General features: G+C 71.2%; 14 protein-coding genes. 4 read left to right on the top strand and 10 right to left on the bottom strand.

All coding sequences use genetic code 11. The annotated features are described in order from the left end of the window. Positions 1 to 28 precede the first annotated feature (28 nt). From AB0M54_RS37810 to AB0M54_RS37800, 3 genes are read right to left on the bottom strand one after another with little or no spacing between them, the layout of a single operon-like run. A complete protein-coding gene (locus AB0M54_RS37810) occupies positions 29 to 1,615 on the bottom strand; it encodes an ABC transporter permease (RefSeq protein ID WP_364476732.1) in 1,587 nt (528 codons plus the stop codon). Positions 1,616 to 1,617: 2 nt separating this feature from the next. Next, positions 1,618 to 2,511 (bottom strand): ABC transporter ATP-binding protein, encoded by an 894-nt coding sequence (locus AB0M54_RS37805; protein WP_364329688.1) that lies wholly within the window; start codon positions 2,509 to 2,511, stop codon positions 1,618 to 1,620. Beyond that, positions 2,508 to 3,134, bottom strand: a complete 627-nt coding sequence (locus tag AB0M54_RS37800) for a helix-turn-helix domain-containing protein (protein WP_364476730.1) — start codon at positions 3,132 to 3,134, stop codon at positions 2,508 to 2,510. Before AB0M54_RS37800 ends, AB0M54_RS37805 begins: the two co-directional genes overlap by 4 nt. Positions 3,135 to 3,317: 183 nt before the next feature. Here AB0M54_RS37800 and fxsT (AB0M54_RS37795) point away from each other — a divergent pair, with 183 nt between their 5' ends. Continuing rightward, a complete protein-coding gene (gene fxsT / locus AB0M54_RS37795; protein WP_364476729.1) occupies positions 3,318 to 6,191 on the top strand; it encodes an FxSxx-COOH system tetratricopeptide repeat protein in 2,874 nt (957 codons plus the stop codon). Here fxsT (AB0M54_RS37795) and AB0M54_RS37790 read toward each other — a convergent pair. From AB0M54_RS37790 to AB0M54_RS37760, 7 genes are all read right to left on the bottom strand, one after another. Continuing rightward, positions 6,188 to 7,504 carry an HEXXH motif domain-containing protein gene (locus AB0M54_RS37790; RefSeq protein ID WP_364476727.1) on the bottom strand — a complete coding sequence of 439 codons (1,317 nt, stop codon included), beginning with the start codon at positions 7,502 to 7,504 and terminating at the stop codon, positions 6,188 to 6,190. The genes fxsT (AB0M54_RS37795) and AB0M54_RS37790 overlap by 4 nt on opposite strands. Next, positions 7,501 to 8,757 (bottom strand): FxsB family cyclophane-forming radical SAM/SPASM peptide maturase, encoded by a 1,257-nt coding sequence (locus tag AB0M54_RS37785; protein WP_364329700.1) that lies wholly within the window; start codon positions 8,755 to 8,757, stop codon positions 7,501 to 7,503. The genes AB0M54_RS37790 and AB0M54_RS37785 overlap by 4 nt, the downstream gene beginning before the upstream one ends. Then, complete coding sequence (locus AB0M54_RS37780; protein ID WP_364329703.1) at positions 8,754 to 8,942, bottom strand: hypothetical protein; 189 nt, start codon at positions 8,940 to 8,942, stop codon at positions 8,754 to 8,756. Before AB0M54_RS37780 ends, AB0M54_RS37785 begins: the two co-directional genes overlap by 4 nt. A gap of 151 nt (positions 8,943 to 9,093) precedes the next feature. After that, positions 9,094 to 12,012 carry an FxSxx-COOH system tetratricopeptide repeat protein gene (gene fxsT, locus AB0M54_RS37775; RefSeq protein ID WP_364329706.1) on the bottom strand — a complete coding sequence of 973 codons (2,919 nt, stop codon included), beginning with the start codon at positions 12,010 to 12,012 and terminating at the stop codon, positions 9,094 to 9,096. A 169-nt stretch (positions 12,013 to 12,181) separates the two neighbouring features. Next, positions 12,182 to 12,955 carry an ATP-binding cassette domain-containing protein gene (locus AB0M54_RS37770; RefSeq protein WP_364329709.1) on the bottom strand — a complete coding sequence of 258 codons (774 nt, stop codon included), beginning with the start codon at positions 12,953 to 12,955 and terminating at the stop codon, positions 12,182 to 12,184. Beyond that, the gene (locus AB0M54_RS37765) at positions 12,952 to 13,971 is read right to left on the bottom strand and encodes an ABC transporter permease (protein ID WP_364329712.1); all 1,020 of its coding nucleotides are present in this window, start codon (positions 13,969 to 13,971) and stop codon (positions 12,952 to 12,954) included. The genes AB0M54_RS37770 and AB0M54_RS37765 overlap by 4 nt, the downstream gene beginning before the upstream one ends. Positions 13,972 to 13,973: 2 nt before the next feature. Beyond that, positions 13,974 to 14,981, bottom strand: a complete 1,008-nt coding sequence (locus AB0M54_RS37760; protein ID WP_364329715.1) for a substrate-binding domain-containing protein — start codon at positions 14,979 to 14,981, stop codon at positions 13,974 to 13,976. A 202-nt stretch (positions 14,982 to 15,183) separates the two neighbouring features. Here AB0M54_RS37760 and AB0M54_RS37755 point away from each other — a divergent pair, with 202 nt between their 5' ends. The 3 genes from AB0M54_RS37755 to AB0M54_RS37745 all read left to right on the top strand — a co-directional run bounded on the left by AB0M54_RS37755 (position 15,184) and on the right by AB0M54_RS37745 (position 17,062). Next, on the top strand, positions 15,184 to 16,089 hold the full coding sequence (locus AB0M54_RS37755) for a LacI family DNA-binding transcriptional regulator (protein WP_364329718.1): 906 nt from the start codon (positions 15,184 to 15,186) through the stop codon (positions 16,087 to 16,089). 9 nt (positions 16,090 to 16,098) lie between these two features. Continuing rightward, positions 16,099 to 16,593 carry a metallophosphoesterase gene (locus tag AB0M54_RS37750; protein WP_364476725.1) on the top strand — a complete coding sequence of 165 codons (495 nt, stop codon included), beginning with the start codon at positions 16,099 to 16,101 and terminating at the stop codon, positions 16,591 to 16,593. 148 nt (positions 16,594 to 16,741) lie between these two features. Beyond that, on the top strand, positions 16,742 to 17,062 hold the full coding sequence (locus tag AB0M54_RS37745; protein ID WP_364329723.1) for a hypothetical protein: 321 nt from the start codon (positions 16,742 to 16,744) through the stop codon (positions 17,060 to 17,062). Positions 17,063 to 17,271 lie beyond the last annotated feature (209 nt).

Here is a 17,271-nt window from a genome sequence, read left to right as displayed (position 1 = left end):
TCAACCACGGTTGCTTACGGGGCGGGCGTCAGGCCGGGATGTCCCGCCGGCGCAGGGTGGTCAGGCCCGCCGCCACGAGGGCCGCCGCGACCACGGTCAGCACGACCAGCGGTGTCCAGGTGAGGTCGCCGCCCGGCAGATGCGGGATGTGGGTGAACGGGGAGATGTCGAGCACCCACTGGTCGAGCTGGAGGGGCGCGCCGACGAGCAGGATCAGCAGGCAGACGGACAGGGCGCCCCAGGACAGCGCGGCGCAGCGCGGCAGCAGGCCGAAGAGCAGGGCCGCGACGCCGGCGATGGCCCAGACGGCGGGCAGCTCGGCCACCGTGCCGCCGACCACGTCACCCATCAGGTTGTCGCCGGTGATCGCGGCGTACGCGGCGCCCGACACCACGCCCTCCAGCAGCAGGACCACGGCCGGGCCGAGCAGCGAGAAGACCAGGTGGCCGGCGGCCCAGCTCCACCTGCTCGACGACGAGGTCAGCACCATCTCGGCGTGCCCGGCCGACTCCTCGTCGCGCATCCGCAGCGTGGCCTGCACGGCGTAGCACGCGGCGAGGATGCCGACCATGCCCGCGATCGACGCGAAGTAGCTGCTCACGATCACGTCGCTGCCGCCCATCCGGGCGAAGATGTCACCCATCGCGGTGCCCTGGCCGATGTCCGCCACGCTCTGCCCGACCGCGCCGAAGACCAGGCCCAGCGCGGCGAAGGCCGAGGCCCAGCCGATCAGCAGGCCGCGGTGCAGGCGCCAGGCCAGAGCGAGAGGGGTACGCAGTGACGGCGCCGCCGTGGCCGGCCCCGGGCGGCCCGGGAACAGCCCCGCGCCCAGGTCCCGATGCCCGAGCAGGATCACACCGACCGCCGTGGTGGCCGCCGCGAACAGCAGCATCAGCAGCGCCGGCCACCAGTCGGCCGCGCCGTACGGATAGATGTGTTGTGCCCACCCGATCGGCGACAGCCAGGACAGCCAGGACAGCGGCCCGTCGCTCATCGCCGAGAGGTCGCCGCCCAGCCGCAGCACGAAGGCCAGGCCGACGACCAGGACCGCGATCGACCGTGCGCTGCGCGCGCCGCCGGTGAGCTGCGCCGCGATCGCCGCGACCCCGGCGAACGCCCAGCCCGCGAGGGTCATCTCGGCGCCGGCCCAGACCGACCCGGCGACCGGCAGGTCCGAGCCGATCAGGCCGAGGGTGGCGATCACGCCGAGCACGAGGCCGGCCGCCATGGTGGCGATCAGGGCGGCCGCCAGCGGCGCGCGCCGGCCGATCACGCCGGCGCCGATCAGCTCGGTCCGCCCGGCCTCCTCGTCGGCGCGGGTGTGCCGGATGAGCATCAGCGCCACGGCGACGCCGAGCATCACCGGCACGAACCCGGCCCGCCAGATGGCCATCTCGGCCACGCTGTCGCCCCGCAACTGCCCGTAGAGCGCCACGAAGCCGGCGTTGGTCTGGCTGATCCGGGCGTAGTCGAGCCGCTCGGCGTCGGTGCTGAACAGGCCCTCGATGGTGGTCACGTAGGCGGCCGGGAGGATGCCCAGGACGAGCACCCAGATCGGCAGGATGAAGCGGTCCCGGCGCAGGATCAGCCGGAGCAGTTTCCCGGTTCCGGTCATGGTCAGGCCCCGGCCTTCTGGTACTGCCGCAGGAACAGCTCCTCGAGCGTGGGCGGCTGGCTGACCAGGTTGCGCACGCCGACCTGGACCAGCGCCCGCAGCGCCTGGTCGAGGGCGTCGGTGTCCACCTCGAAGGCCACCCGCACGCCGTCCACGCTGAGGTTGTGCACCCCGGTCAGCGTGGCCAGGCCGTTCGGCGAGCCGGCCAGCTCGGCCCGGATCGACGTGCGGGTCAGGTGGCGCATCTGGTCGAGCGTCCCGGTCTCGACGGCCCGGCCCTCGCGGATGATCGTCACCCGGTCGCAGAGCGCCTCGACCTCGGACAGGATGTGGCTGGACAGCAGCACCGTACGGTCGCCGCGCTGTTTCTCCTCACGGATCACCTCGCGGAAGACCTCTTCCATCAGCGGGTCGAGGCCGGAGGTGGGCTCGTCCAGGATGAGCAGCTCCACATCGGACGACAGGGCGGCGACCAGCGCCACCTTCTGCCGGTTGCCCTTCGAGTACGCCCGGCCCTTCTTGCGCGGGTCGAGCTCGAAGCGCTCCAGCAGCATGGCGCGGCGCTTGGTGTCGAGGCCGCCGCGCAGCCGCCCGAGCAGGTCGATCACCTCGCCGCCGCTGAGCGTAGGCCAGAGGGTGACGTCGCCCGGCACGTACGCCAGCCGCCGGTGCAGCGCGGTCGCGTCCCGCCACGGATCACCGCCGAGCAGCGTCGCCCTGCCGCCGTCGGGGCGCATCAGGCCGAGCAGGATCCGGATGGTGGTGGTCTTGCCGGCGCCGTTCGGGCCCAGGAAACCGTGCACCTCCCCGGTGCGTACCTGGAGATTCAGGCCGTCGAGCGCGCTCGCCCGCCCGAATCGCTTGATCAGTCCGTCGGCGTCGATGGCCTCGGTCATGACTGCTCCTCTGTGGGGATCAGGGAATCCAATGCCTTGAGGGCCCGCTCCCCCTGCTCGGGGGTGAGCATCGGCAGGCTGAAGATCTCGATCGACGCGCGCAGCATGCGGCGGTGCCCGGTCGGCGACATCATGTCTTCGCCGAGCACCTCGGAGATCTGGTCGCGCATCAGGAAGATGCCGATCTTCATGGCGATCAGCACCGCGAGATAACCCTCCGGATCGGAGGGGTGGAAGTCGGCGTTGTGCAGCCAGGTGCGGCCGGACTCCATCGCCGAGTCGAACAGGACCGACGAGGTGCCGTCCATCATCGAGCGCACCAGATAGGACTGGAGCAGCATCGCGGTGGGGTGCATGGCCGCCAGCACGGCCGGCTCCATCATCCCGTTCGGGCCGAGCAGCCGCTCCCGCAGCTCGGCCATCTTGGCCATCGCGTACTCGTCGCACGCCTCGCGCAGGCCGTCCTTGGACCCGAAGTGGTGCCGGAGCAGGCCGGACGACACCCCGGCGCGCTCGGCGATGTCCCGGATGGTGGCCGGGCCGACCCCCCGTTCGGCGAACAACTCGATGGCCGCGTCGCGGATGCGCGCCCGCGCCGTCAGATCTCCGTTCTGGCTACTCACGTGTGTAGGCTACTGCACGGGCGTGTAGCCTACACAAGCGTGTAGTCATCTCCCCGACTGTGACGTTCGGCGCAAGATCACGAAAGATGCACCGTCATCCAGCAAATCCGGCGATTCCTCGTGACCGGGCATTCGGATATTCTTTTCGCCCAGAGGTCTGGGTCCGGCGGAAAAGAGAAACCCGTGTCCGACGTGGTCGATCGTGACCGTTTCGACAGATTGCTCGAGATTCTTCTGAGGGTGCCGGCGCTGACCGAGCGTGAGATGCGCGACGCGATCGTCATCAACCTGACCAGTGGACTGCCCCTGCCGTTCGACCCACGACGCTCCGACGACACCCGCGCCGACCTGGCGGCGATCGCCGGCGCCTGCGCGGCCCAGGCCGGCGGGCTCCAGGCGCTGACCCGGCTGCTCAGCCGCGACCACCCGAGCCTGGCCACCGACGACGCCGCGTCCCTGGTCGGCGAGCTGGAACGCGCCGACACCCGCCCGGCCGAACAGCCCATCCACCGGATGACCCGGACCGGCATGATCTGGGGCAACGTCCCGGGCCGCAACCAACACTTCACCGGCCGCGCCTCGCTGCTCGACCGCCTGGTCGAACAGCTGAAGAGCGGCTCCAAGCTGGCCGTGCTGCCACACGCGCTGCAGGGCATCGGCGGTGTCGGCAAGACCCAGCTGGTCACCGAGTACGTCTACCGTCACCAGGACGAGTACGACCTGATCTGGTGGATCCCGGCCGAACAGACGACCACCGTGCTGACCGCCCTGCGCGAGCTGGCCGACCAGCTGAACCTGCCGGTGACCGAGAACCTCCAGGAGACCGCCCGTACGGTGCTGACCGTGCTGGCCGGCAGCGACCGCGACTGGCTGCTGATCTACGACAACGCCGACGACCCCGGCGACCTCGAGCAACTCATCCCGACAACCGGCGGGCACGTCATCGTGACCACCCGCAATCAAGAGTGGGGCTCGTCCGGTCCGTCGCTCGAGGTGGATGTCTTCGAGCGTGACGAGAGCGTCGAGATGCTCGGCCGGCGCACCACCGAGCGCGGCGACAAGAAGATCTCCGGCCCCGACGCCGAACTGCTGGCCGACCGGCTGGGCGACCTGCCGCTGGCCCTGGAGCAGGCGGCGGCGTGGTACCTCGCGACGGCCATGCCGGTCAGCGAATACATCGAGCTGCTCGACAGCCACACCCGCGAGCTGCTCGACGAGGGCAAGCCGGCCGACTACCACCTCTCGGTGGCCGCGTTCGTCGGGCTGGCGCTGGACACGTTCCGCGGCCACCAGGACGGCGTCGCGCAGCTGTTCTCGCTGTTCGCCTATCTGGGCGGCGAACCGGTGCCGATCTCCCTGCTGCGCCGGGGCAGCGGCGCACAGACCAGCGAGCCGCTGCGCGTGGTGCTCAACTCCCGCATCGAGATGGGCCGCGCGGTCCGCACGCTCGGCCGGTACGGCCTGGCCAAGGTCGACCCGTCGCAGCGGGTCCAGGTGCACCGGCTGGTCCAGCGGGTGCTGCGCGACACCCTCAGCGACGGGCAGCGCGCCGAGACCCTGCGCAACGTCCGCAACGTGCTGATCGCCGCCAACCCCGGTGACCCCGACGAACACGGTGGCTACGACCGCCAGGTGCAGATCGGCCCACACATCGAACCGGCCGCGATGATCGAGGCCGACTCGCTCCAGGGCCGGCAACTGGTGCTCGACCACGCGCGCTTCCTCTGGCTGAGCGGCGACTACGAGAACTCCCGCTACCTCGCGACCAGCGCCGCCCGGCGGTGGGCCGAGGAGACGTGGCACGAACGGCTCGGCCCGACCGGCGAGCTCACCCTGCTCGCCCGGGCCCAGGAGGCGAACGCGCTGCGTACCCTCGGGTTCAGCACCGAGGCGGCGAACATCATGTCCGAGGCGTGGGAAGGCATGCGCGGCAGCCTGGGCGAACTGCACGAGTTCACCCTGATCAACGCCAACCAGATCGGGCTCGACCTGCGGATCGCCGGCCGCTACCAGGACGCCCTCGACTTCGACACGGGCAACGTCCGCAACCACCTCGAGGTGTTCGACCCCGCCGAGACGTACGTGTTGCGCGCCAAGGCCAACCTGGCCGTCGACTACCGGCTGACCGGCCGCTACACCGACGCGCTGGCCCTCGACCGCGAGATCGGCGAGCAGTGGGAGAACGCCGGTGGCACCGAGCCGTCACTGGTCTTCGCCTACCTCAACCAGGCCCGCAGCTACTACAGCATGGGGGCGTACTCGCATGCGGTGGCGCTGATCGAGCGCTGGCTGCCGACGCTGCGCCAGATCACCCGGCCGGAGAACTCGCAGCGGCTGCTGGCCGGCCGGACGTACGCGATCACCCTGCGCAAGCTCGGCCGCCTGACCCGCGCCCTGGAGGTCATCGAGGAGAACCACGGCCAGGTGCGCGACCGGTTCACCGCCGACCACGAGTTCACCCTGGCCGCGGCGGTCAGCTTCGCCAACGCGCGGCGCGAGGCCGGGGCGCCCGACCACGCGGCCGAGTTGCTGGACGAAGCGATCGGCCGTTACCGCGTCAACTTCGGCGCCGACCATCCGCTCACCCTGGCCGCCCAGGTCAACGCCGGCATCAACCTGCGCACGCTGGGCGATGTGGAGGCGGCACGAGACCTCGACCAGGCGTCCTTCGACGGACTGGCCGAACGGCTCGGGCCGGAGCACCCGTTCACCATGTCGGCCGGCGTCTCCCTGGCCTCCGACCACGCGGCCGCCGGCGACACCCAGCGGGCCCTCGACCTGTCGGCGCTGCTCTACGAACGCAGCCTACGAGCCTTCGGCGTCGACCCTTCCGACCCCGGGCGCGCCGCCCGCCACGACGCCCGCAACGGGGCCGAGCACCCCTACCGCTCGGTCTGCGGGATCAACCTGGCCCTCGACCAGGGCGCCGACGGCGAGGACGTCTACCAGGAGTCGCTGGCCGAGCTGACCAAGGCGCTCGGCCCCGAGCACACCGAGGTGGCGGCGGCCGAGGAGCGCCGCCGCCTGGCGGCCGACATCGAGGCCCCGCCGACCTAGAGACCGTTCCTTTCGCGCCACGCGCTCAAGGTGTCGGCCAGGGCGCGTTCGGCATCGTCCACCGTCCGCTGTGGAACGTCTTCGGCCAGCATCTCGTCGACGCTGCGGCGGAGGTGGGACACCAGGGCCTCACCGTCGGCGGTCAGGGCGCCGGAGCGCTCGACCGCGATCAGTCCACAGTCGACCTGGATGCGCGCCTCGGCGAACTGCCGTTCGGCGTACGCGCCGGCCCGGTCCGGGCCGCGCAGCGCCCGCCACGAGTCGGCCACCCCGGCGAAGGCGTAGACGCCCTGGAGCAGGCCGGGCAGCGGACGCGGGTCGGTGCGCCACGGCGCGAAGTAGCGGCCGGTGTCCTCGGGGTCGGTCAGCGGCACCAGGTCGAGCAGCGCGCTCAGCTTGGAGTGCTGGAACTCGTGGACCAGCGTGACCGCGAACTCGTCCGGCGCGGGCGGCAGGGTCAGCCCGAAGACGCCGAACGCGTGCCGGATCGTGGCGCTGCGCGCGGCCCGGTCGGTCTGCTGCAACGGGACCAGGGTGCGCAGCCCGGCCCGGAGCTCGGCCGCCCGCTCGGGCAGCCGGTCGGCGAGCAGTTCCCAGGCCGCGGCAAAACCGGCCTGCCACGCGACGACCGCCTCGTCGCTCAGGCGGGCCGCCGGCGGCACGTGGTGCCCGTGCCGGTACGGGTGCAGGTCGTCCAGTTCCAGGTCGATGCCGTCGCCGGTCAGGTGGCGCAGCGGCTGCCAGCCCGGTGCGGCGGCCGTCGGCGGGACCGGCACCTCGACGTCACCCACCCGGACCCGGCCGGCGGACACCGACGCGACCACCTCGGCCCGGTCGGACGAGGCCGGGGCGCCGGCTGAAGCGGGGTCGCCGGCCGAAGCCCGGTCGCCGGCCGAGGCCGCACCCCAGCCGGGCAGCACGACGACGCCGGAGTTCACCGGCACCGGCAGGGACGCGTCGATCCCGGCCGCCGCCGCGGCGCGCAGGGCCAGCGTGTTGACATGCAGGAAGTCGGCCCGCTGGGCGGAGTCCCGTTCCAGCGCCCGGACGGCGATGCCGGACCAGGCGCCGACCAGCGGCGCTCCCAGAATCTCCTGGAAGGCCTCGGGCGCGGCGGCCCGGGAGCGTTCCAGCAGCTCGGTCGCGGCCTGCGCGGCGGCCGTGTCGGGCCAGGCCTCCAGCAGGTGCACGATCAACATCAGGTGCTTGCTGACCTGCGCGGCGTGCAGTTCCTCGATCGCGTCGCCGCCGCCCCGCCCGGTGGCGATCGCGGCGAAGGTCGCCGGGCTGACGGAATGGTAGGTGGTCGTCACGGTTCTCCCATGGCCATCATCCGCTGGATGTCGGCCTCGAGGCGGTGGTGGATGTGGTCGATCAGCAGCCGGAGGTCGTCGCAATAGACCGAGGGCTGGCGGAACCCGTCGCCCGGCCGGTAGCGATGGGCGTAGTGGCCGCCACCGCAGACCGGGTGGAAGCGGCAGCTCAAGCACGTGTCGGAGAGCGCGCGCAGGCCGATCTGGCGGGCGGCCACCCCCGGGTCGTCGAACGCGGCGTCGAACTCGTCGCGGGTCACGTCCAGCCCGGTGGCGCCCGCCCCCTCGTAGGCCGACTTCAGCGCGTCGACCTGCTCGATCGCGCCGTCGGTCTCGATCACGAGCGTGGCCGACGGGCTCAGACCGATCTGTTCGCTGCTGCTGCTGCCCTTGAGCACCATCCGCATCACGTCCTCGAACAGCCGGACGCGCGGGGTGGGCTGGCTCGGCCGCCCGAGATACCAGTGGTCGAAGGCCTTCACCAGCCATTCGCCGTACGCCGTGGGCGACGCGCCGGCCGGCAACCAGGGCCGGGACTCGTGGTTCGCGTGCGGCAGCAGGAAGTCGATCACCGGCGGCTCGAACTTGGCCAGTTGCTCGAACGTCTCCACCGGGTCGGTGTCCGGCGACACCGTGCACAGCAGCCCCGCGTAGAGCGACCGGTTCTCCGGCCGCCGGAGCAGATCCAGACCATTCTGTACGGCCGTGAAGCTGCCCTCGCCGCTCTTGAGCTTGCGGTGCCGGTCGTGGTCACGCTGGGTGCCGTCCACGCTGACGCCGCACTTGACGTCGTGTTCCCGCAGCACCGCGACGGTCGCCTCGGTCAGGCGTACCCCATTGGTCTGCATGCCGATCTCGACCGTGCAGCCCGGCGGGGCGGCGGCGCGCAACTCGGCGGCCAGCTCACCCAGCCGGCGCGGGCCGTAGAGCAGGGGCTCGCCGCCGTGCAGGATGATCCGGACCCTGTTCAGGCCGTGCTCCTCGGCGTGGCGGCGGATCGCCCCGGCGGCGGCCCGGCGGATCTCCTCGGACATCATCCGGGGACGGTCCCGCCAGCTCTGGTCGGCCTGCTCGTAGACGTAGCAGTAGTCGCAGGCCAGGTTGCAGCGCTGATGAACCTTCAGCACGATCTCCCGGAACGGGGTCGGCGTCCAGCCGGTGGCGCGCAGGGCGGCCGGGTCGAGTTCGGCGTACGGCCAGCGGGCCGCGGACCGGTGCGCCTCTCGGACCGCCTCGCGGGCGGCCATGGTCATCTGTCCGACGCGAACGACTGGAACGCCGAGATCACACCGTTCGGATCGTCCAGCGTGTTGATCACTTGACGAAGGGACCGGGTCATCTCCGGGGGGTTGCTCCGCACCAACTGGGCGAGCGACACCCTGGAGACGTCGAACACGGGAACAAAGCCCTGGTCACGCGGAGCGGGCTTGACATCCATTATGGGGCCTCCAAGGCGGGCGATGTGTGTGCCCACCCAGGGACACACCTCGTGCGTGAGGGTAAACGAGCGCGCGTACGCGCCCGTTCAAATGCCCGCTTTTCTTGACAACACTTGACGGCCCGGGCTGCTTTACGCCGAACCCGATCTCCTAGGTTGACGGCGGCTCGACGTCGGCCTCGGCGCGCTGCTCGCCGGCCACCCCGGTGGCCACCGGCCGATCGGCGCCGACCGCCTCGTGCAGCCCGGCGAGCACCGACTCCCGGCTCGGCGCGTCGGCCGCGTGCTCACCGGCCGCCCGCCGGTCCAGGATCAGGTTGGCCGCCGCCACCAGCGTGTCGAAATGCCGCTCGCCGCGGATCTCGGCCGCGGTCCGCCAGGCCAGCAGCGACTGGGCGTAGGCGCCGGCGTGGTCACCCGCGTAGGCCAGGTCGGTGGCCAGGTTCGTCATGGCCACCACCGTGTACGGGTGCCGCTCACCCACCGTCGCCCGCAGCCCGTCCAGGGCCACCGTGTCGAGCCGGCGGGCGCCGGCCCGGTCGCCACGGGCCCGCATGATCACCGCCAGGTCGATCTGGGCCGCCCGGGTGAGCGGGTTGGTGTGCCCGAACACCCGTTCGTACCCGGCGACGGCATCCATCGCCAGCGCGTACGCCTCGCCGCTCCGATGGGCCGCGAGCAGGGCGTTCGCGTAGCTCAGGGCGGCGGCCAGGCTGTTCTCGTGCTTGTCGCCCCAGGCGCCGGCGCTGTCCTCGTACGTGCTCTGGAGCAGGTCGGCGGCCACCTCGGCGTCACCCCGGCGGCGGTGGCCCACCCCGACCATCCGCCGGGCCAGCAGCACGGCCTCGTCGCCGGGCCCGAGCGCCGACCCGCTCGCCTCCAGCGCGGCCGTCTGCACCTCGACCGCCTCGGCGAACCGGCCCAGCCCGAACAGGTCCTCGGCCAGCGCGTTGACCGACTGCAGGGTGCGCTTGTGAGCGTCGCCGCGGCGGTTGCGCTGGAGGCGTACCTCGTCCCGGTCGATCTCCTCGGCCTCCCGGAAGTCGCCCAGCAGGCGCAGGCAGACGGCCAGGTTGTGGCGGCTGGCGACGACCCGGTCGTGGTCGTCCTCGTGCAGTTCCCGGGCCCGCTCGTAGGTGGTGCGGTCGAGGTCCAGAGCACCCCGGTACTCCCCGGCGATGCGCAGGTCGGCGGCGTGGCTGCGGGCCATCTCGAGCGCGTACGGGTGGTCGGCCCGCATCCGGCCCATCGCGTCCGCGGTGATCTCCCGGGACTGGTCGTAATGCCCGAGCGCACGCAGCGCGTTGGCCCACTCCCGGCTCGCCAGCAGCACCAGTTCGTTGTCCGGGCCCATGTCGGAGCGCTTCCGCCACGCGGTGACGGCCGCCTCGCCCAGGCGCCGGGCGTCCTCCAGGTCGCCGGTCAGATAGCGGTACCGGATCTGGTTGTGCACCACCCGGGCCGTCGCCAGCCGGGTGGAATGGATCAGCCGCGCGTGCGTCACGTGCGCGGCGACCGCCCGGTGCATGTCCCAGTGGCTCAGCCGGTCGGGCCAGCCCTGCCCGGCCTCGGTGAGGATGGCCTGCACGTTGCGCAGGGCACGCACCCGGCTCTCTTCGGGCAGCAGGTCGCGCAGGGCCAGGCGCATCAGCGGCTGCACCTCGATGCGCTGGTCGGCGTGCAGCCGGGCCAGGCCGTACCGGCTGATCACCCGGACCGCCCGGGCCAGCTCGATCGGCTGCTGGAGCAGGCGCTTGAGCGGCCGGGTGACGTCGCCGTCCCGGCCCTGCCGGAGCAGCGGCAGCGGCACCGGCTCGCTGCCGAACCAGGCGAACAGCTCGAAGATCTGGGCGGCCGAGGGGTTCGCCCGGCGCAGCTGATCAAGGCCCAGCAGCAGGGAGGCCGAGACGGTGCGCGGGTAGTAGTCGGGCTCGGCGCCCTCGGGGAACAGCCCCGCGTCCGGGTCGTCCAGCCGCGCGACCAGGTCGGCCCAGGGCATGCCGGTGGCCAGCCGCAGCGCGGAGACCTGCTCCAGGGCCAGCGGGAGCCGGCCGAGCCGCTGCGTCACGTCGCGGGCCAGCTCGTCGTCGATGGCCGGGTCGCGCTTGCGCAGGAAGTCGACCGCCTCCGCCTCCTCGAAGTCGAGCACCTCGAGCGGCTCGTTCGTGTTGTCCCGGGCCCAGCTCGGGTCGCGGGTGGTGACGATGACGTTCCCGCCGATCGACGGGATCAGGGTGCGGATCTCCTCGTCGTCCACGCCGTCGTAGATCAGCAGGAAGCTCAGCCCCTGGTTCTCCAGCCGGTTGAGCACGGCGGTGACGGTCTGCCCGGCGTTCGCCCGGGGCGTCACGTCGAGCCGGCCGGCCAGGCCGACCAGGGCGGCGTTGACCGCGGCGACCCGGTCGGCCGGCACCCAGCAGACCAGCTCGTACGCGCTGCCGTACCGGACGACGTACTCCAGGGCCAGCTGGGTCTTGCCCACGCCACCGACGCCGTAGAGCACCAGCGGCGCCTCGCCGTGGGCCAGGTGCTTGGCCCGCATCGTATCGAGCAGCGGCTCCCGGCCGGTGAACTGGGCGCTGCGCTCGGGTATCTCGCCGACCACCCGATCGTCCTCGGGCGTGGCGGCGGCCGGGGCCGGGACGGGCGGCGGGACCGCCGGCGGATCCGGCAGCTCGGGGCCCGGATCGGCGCCCGTGTCTTCGGTTTTGTCGCTGGTGTCGTCGCTGTCGTCGCCCGGCTCGGCCGCGTCGGCCGGCTTGCGGGCGTTGATCCACAATGCCTGCATCTCCTGGAGCACCAGCGTGGTGTCCCGGGGCGGCGTGGCCTGCTGGCTCAGGACCGTGACGATCGCGTTGACCTTGGCCCAGCTCGGCACCACGACCCCCTTGAGGGTCGCGCTGACCGTTTCGTGCGAGACCGACTCGAGGTCGGTGCTCTTGAAGATGGCCCGGCTGATCTGCCGTGAAGCGACCTGACCGGCGGAGTCGTAGAGGCGATGGAGGGCCTCGACGAAGTCACGCCTCGGACCCGGCGGTAACCGGTCCCGACCCGGAAGGGCGATGGCCACGCAACACGCTCCGACCCGCGCTAAATTGCGTCAAATTTTGTCAGGCCACTCAGGATCGCATGCGCCTTGTCGGACGAACAACCGGCCGAATCAGTGATTCTCTGATCGGGAATAATACAGCGAAAGATCCCGCACACCTCCGTTGTGGATTCGTGTGCGGGATCTTTTCTCACGCGGTGTGTTCCGGCGGTGGGGCCGCTCCCGTCATGATCGCCACGGCGTCGGACATCGAATGCGACTGCGGGGTGATCACCGTCGCCCGGCGGCCCAGCCGCTGGATGTGGATGCGGTCGGCCACCTCGAACACGTGCGGCATGTTGTGGCTGATCAGGATCACCGGCAGGCCGCGGTCCCGGACGTCGCGGATCAGCTGGAGCACCCGGTTGCTCTCCTTCACGCCCAGCGCCGCGGTCGGCTCGTCCAGAATCACCACCCGGCTGCCGAAGGCCGCCGACCGGGCCACGGCCACCGCCTGCCGCTGACCACCGGAGAGTGACTCGACGGCCTGGCCGATGTTCTGCAGCGTGCCGATGCCCAGCTCGGACATGTGCCGCCGGGCCTCGGCGCGCATCGCCGACCGGTCCAGCATCCGGAACACCGAGCCCAGGATTCCGGGTTTGCGCTGCTCCCGGCCGAGGAAGAGGTTGTCCGCGATGTCCAGGCCGGGCGCCACGGCCAGGGTCTGGTAGACGGTCTCGATGCCCGCGTCGCGCGCCTCCATCGGGTTGCGGAAGACCACCCGCCGGCCGTCCAGGTAGATCTCGCCGCTGTCCGGGATCAGCGCCCCGGACAGCGCCTTGATCAGACTGGATTTGCCGGCGCCGTTGTCGCCGATCACGGCCAGGATCTCGCCCGGGTAGAGCTCGAGATCACCGGCCTCGATCGCGGTAACCCGCCCATACCGTTTCGTGAGACCACGTGCCTCCAGAACGGGAGTCGTCACGATTTCACCTTTCTGATCCACTGATCGAGCGACACCGCGACCAGGACCAGGAGGCCGATCGCGAAGCCCTGCCAGACCACCTCGACGCCGCCCAGTTGCAGGCCGTTGCGGAACACGCCGACGATCAGGGCGCCGATCAGGGTGCCGAGCACGCCGCCCCGGCCGCCGAACAGGCTGGTGCCGCCGAGCACGACCGCGGTGATCGAGTCGAGGTTGTACTCGGTGCCGACGTTCGGGCTGGCCGACGCCAGCCGGCCGATCAGGATCCAGCCGCCGACCGCGTAGAGCAGCCCGGCCACCGTGTAGACCGAGAACAGCACGCGGTTGGTGCGGATGCCGGCCAGGCGGGCCGCCTCGATGTCGTCGCCGGTGGCGTACACATGCTTGCCCCACGCCGTGCGCCCCAGCGCGTAGAAGAACACCGCGAAGAGCACCAACATGATGATCGACCCGTACGTCAGCCGGAAGCCGCCGATCGGGATCGTGGTGCCGGTCCACGACATGACGTCCGGCATGTCCGAGCCGCGGACCGTCTCGCTCTCGCTGACCACCGAGTTGAGCGAGAAGAAGATCGTCAGCGTGCCCAGCGTGACGATGAACGGCGGAAGCTTGATCCGGGTGACCAGGAACCCGTTCAGCGCGCCCATCGCGGTGCCGCAGAGCAGACCCAGAACCAGCGCGAGTACGCCGGGCAGGCCGAGCTTGACGCAGAAGTTGGCCATCAGGATCGACGAGAACACCGCGATCGCGCCGGTGGCCAGGTCGATGCCGGCGGTCAGGATGATCAGGGTCTGACCCAGCGCCAGCACCGCGATCACGGTGACCTGGGCCAGCACCAGGGACAGGTTGGGCGCGGAGAAGAACCGCGGGTTGACGATCGAGAACGCGATGATCGCCACGACCAGCACGGCCAGCGGACCGAGCACGGGATTGCCGTGCAGGAGGTGCTGGATCCGCAGGCCGAGTGAGTCGTGCTGCCGAGTGTCGAACTCGGGCTCCTTCACGGCGGTCGTCATGATCAGCCCCAGCAGTTCTGCTTGCCCCAGGCGGAGTCCTTGGCGTCGACTCCGGTCTGCGGCTGGTCGGTGATCAGGGTGGCGCCGGTGTCCACGAAGTTCTTGCCCGCGGACGCCTGCGGCTTCGTGCCGTCCTTGGCGAAGGCGGCGATCGCGGCGATGCCGTCCTCGGCCATCTTCAGCGGGAACTGCATCGAGGTGGCGCCGATGACGCCGGCCTTGACGTTGTCCACGCCCGGGCAGCCGCCGTCGATCGACACGATGGTGACCGTCTTGTCCTTGCCGGCCGCCTTCAACGCCTGGTAGGCGCCGGCCGCCGCCGGTTCGTTGATCGTGTAGACCAGGTTGATCGCCGGGTCCTTCTGGAGCAGGTTCTCCATCGCGGTACGCCCGCCGTCCTCGGCGCCGTCGGTCACGTCATGCCCCGAGATCCGCGGGTCGTTCTCGTCGCCGATCCGGTTGTTGTCGCCCACCGGGATGCCGAACCCCTCGAGAAAACCCTGATCCCGCTGTACGTCCACGGAGACGCCGTTCGGGTTCAGGTCGAGCATGGCGATCTTGGCCTGCTTGCCCTCCTTCTCGAACTTCGCCTTCGCCCACTGCCCGATCAGCTTGCCCGCCTGCCGGTTGTCGGTGGCGAAGGTGGCGTCGGCCGCGTCGGCCGGGTCGGTCGGCGTGTCCAGGGCGATGACCAGCAGGCCGGCCTGCTTGGCCTTGTCGATCGACGGGACGATCGCTTTCGAGTCGCTCGGGGTGATCAGGAAGCCCTTGGCACCGGCCGAGATCAGGTTCTCGATCGCCTGCACCTGAGCCTCGTTGTCGCCGTCCTGCTTGCCGGCGAAGGACTGCAGTTCGACGCCCTGGGCGTCGGCCGCCTTCTTGGCGCCCTCGCGCATCTTCACGAAGAACGGGTTGGTGTCGGTCTTGGTGATCAGCCCGACCACCGGCTTGTCGCCGCCGCCGCTGCCGCCGTCGTCACCGCCGCAGGCCGCGGTTCCCGAGATCAGCATCACGGCAGCGCATGCGGCCATCGTGGACCGCATCGCATGTGGATGGCGCATGTCCCCTCCGAATCGATTCAGCCCCCGCGCGTTTCGAGACAACGTTGTCCCTACTAGACGACTACGGGCATCGACTGTCAACAATGAGTTTCGGAACTGTTGCAACCAGCGACGTTGGGGGTCTGCGGTGCCCGGAGGATCCCGACCCACCATGAACGACGTCGCACGCGCCGCCGGGGTGAGCCTGAAGACCGTGTCCCGGGTGGTGAACGGCGAGCCGACGGTCGCGCCGGCCCTGGCCGCCCGGGTGCACGCCGCCGTCGCGTCGCTGCACTACCGCCCGCACCTGGCCGCCGGCCTGCTCCGGCGCAACGACCGCCGCACCGGAACCATCGGCCTGCTGCTGGACGACCAGGTCCCGGCGGCGCTGCACCGGGCCATCGACGACGAGGCCCGGACGCGCGGGGTGCGGGTACTGGCCGCGCGCGTGCCACCGGGCTCCGGCCCCGGCCCGCCGGCGCTCCTGGACGGGCTGATCATCGCCGCGGGCGGTGCCGACACCCGATCATTTCCGGACATTCCGGCTGTGCTCGTCGAGCGCCGCGGCACCGTCGACGCGGTCCTCGCCACCGGCGCGGCCGGCAGCCGGGACGCGGTCCGGCATCTCATCGCCCGGGGCCATCGGCACATCGCCTACCTCGGCGAGGTGGCCAGCGACCGGCACCGCGGCTATCTCGCCGCCCTGGGCGCGGCCGGCCTCATCGCGCACGTGGTGCGCAACCCCGCGTCGGCGGAGCACGCGACGCTGGCGCTGCTCGACGGCCCGTCCCCACCGACCGCGCTCTTCACCGCCCAGAGCCCGATCACCATCGGCGCCTTCCGCGCGCTCCGCCGCCGCGGCGCGCACGGCCGCGTGGCGCTGGTCGGCTTCGACGACTTCCCCTTGGCCGACCTGCTCGAACCCGCCGTCACGGTCGTCGACGCCGATCCCGCCCGGATGGGCCACACCGCGGTCCGGGCCCTCTTCGAGCGCATCGACGGTCTGGCTGTCCCGCCCCGCGAGTTCTGGATCCCGGCCATCCTGATCCCCCGGGGCTCCGGCGAGATCCCGCCGTAATCTCGGGGTGTGCGACTTCTGATGATGTCCGACACCCACAGCCGGAAGCTGCCGGCCGCGCTCTGGGCCGCGGTCGACCAGGCCGACGTGGTGTTCCACGCCGGGGACTGGGTCGACGAGGCCACGCTCGACGCGCTGCTGGGGCGGGCGAAGCGGCTGGTCGGGGTGTACGGCAACAATGACGGGCCGGGGTTGCGGGCGCGGCTGCCGCTCGTCGCGACGGTCACGCTGGAAGGGGTGCGCTTCGCGGTCGTGCATGAGACCGGGGGCAAGGACGGGCGGGAGAAGCGCTGCGCCGCCGCCTACCCGGACGCCGACGTGCTGGTCTTCGGCCACTCCCACATTCCGTGGGACACCACGGCACCCAACGGGCTGCGCCTGCTCAACCCCGGCTCGCCGACCGACCGCCGACGTCAGCCCCACGCCACCTACCTGACCGCCACGGTCTCGGAAGGGTCGCTGAGCGAGGTCACTCTGCACCCGATCGTTCCCGCCGACGCCTGACCAGAACGGCCGCCACCACCAGAATCAGGGCGACGACCAGCACGACCGACCGGCTCGGCTACTTTCAGCGGTTCTCCCATGCCGGCGCCATCCCCGATCGACGACCGATCTATGTGGACGGTTTGCCTTCGCTGGGTACACACATCACATGGACTTCATGGCGTGGATCAACGTGGTGATGGCGGTCGCCGGGCTAGGCCTGCTCGCGATGGGCATCCGGATCCTCGCCACCGGCCGGGTGCCCCGCTGGTACGGCGCCGACCACGAGCCGCACCGCATCGGAAAATACACACTCTGCTTCGCCCTGTTCTGGCTGCTCCAGGTGGCCGGCTACCTCGGCGTCGAGCTGAGACTGTTCAACAGCACGGTCCGCTTCATCTTCGTCATCTCAGGCTTCGCCCTGCTGACCATGGCCATCATCCGCCACCGCCCGCGCCCCCTCCCCCGGCGCGAAGCGCCAAACGACTGACCACCCACGCACGCCGAACGATCAACCACCCACGCAGGCCGAACGATTAACCACTCACGCAGAAATGAAGGGCGCGCGGCTCCGTTATGGACGCGCAGCGGCCAGGAGCCTCGTGCCCGGCCTCGGCTACTTATGGAGAATTTGGTGTACGACCGCAGCCCGGCCAGGCTTGGTCGAGGTGATCGGTAGGGATGCTCAGGCCTCGGCTG

The sequence above is a fragment of the Actinoplanes sp. NPDC051470 genome (genome assembly GCF_040682035.1).
Lineage (GTDB): Bacteria > Actinomycetota > Actinomycetes > Mycobacteriales > Micromonosporaceae > Actinoplanes.
This window is presented reverse-complemented; position numbering and strand designations above follow the sequence as displayed.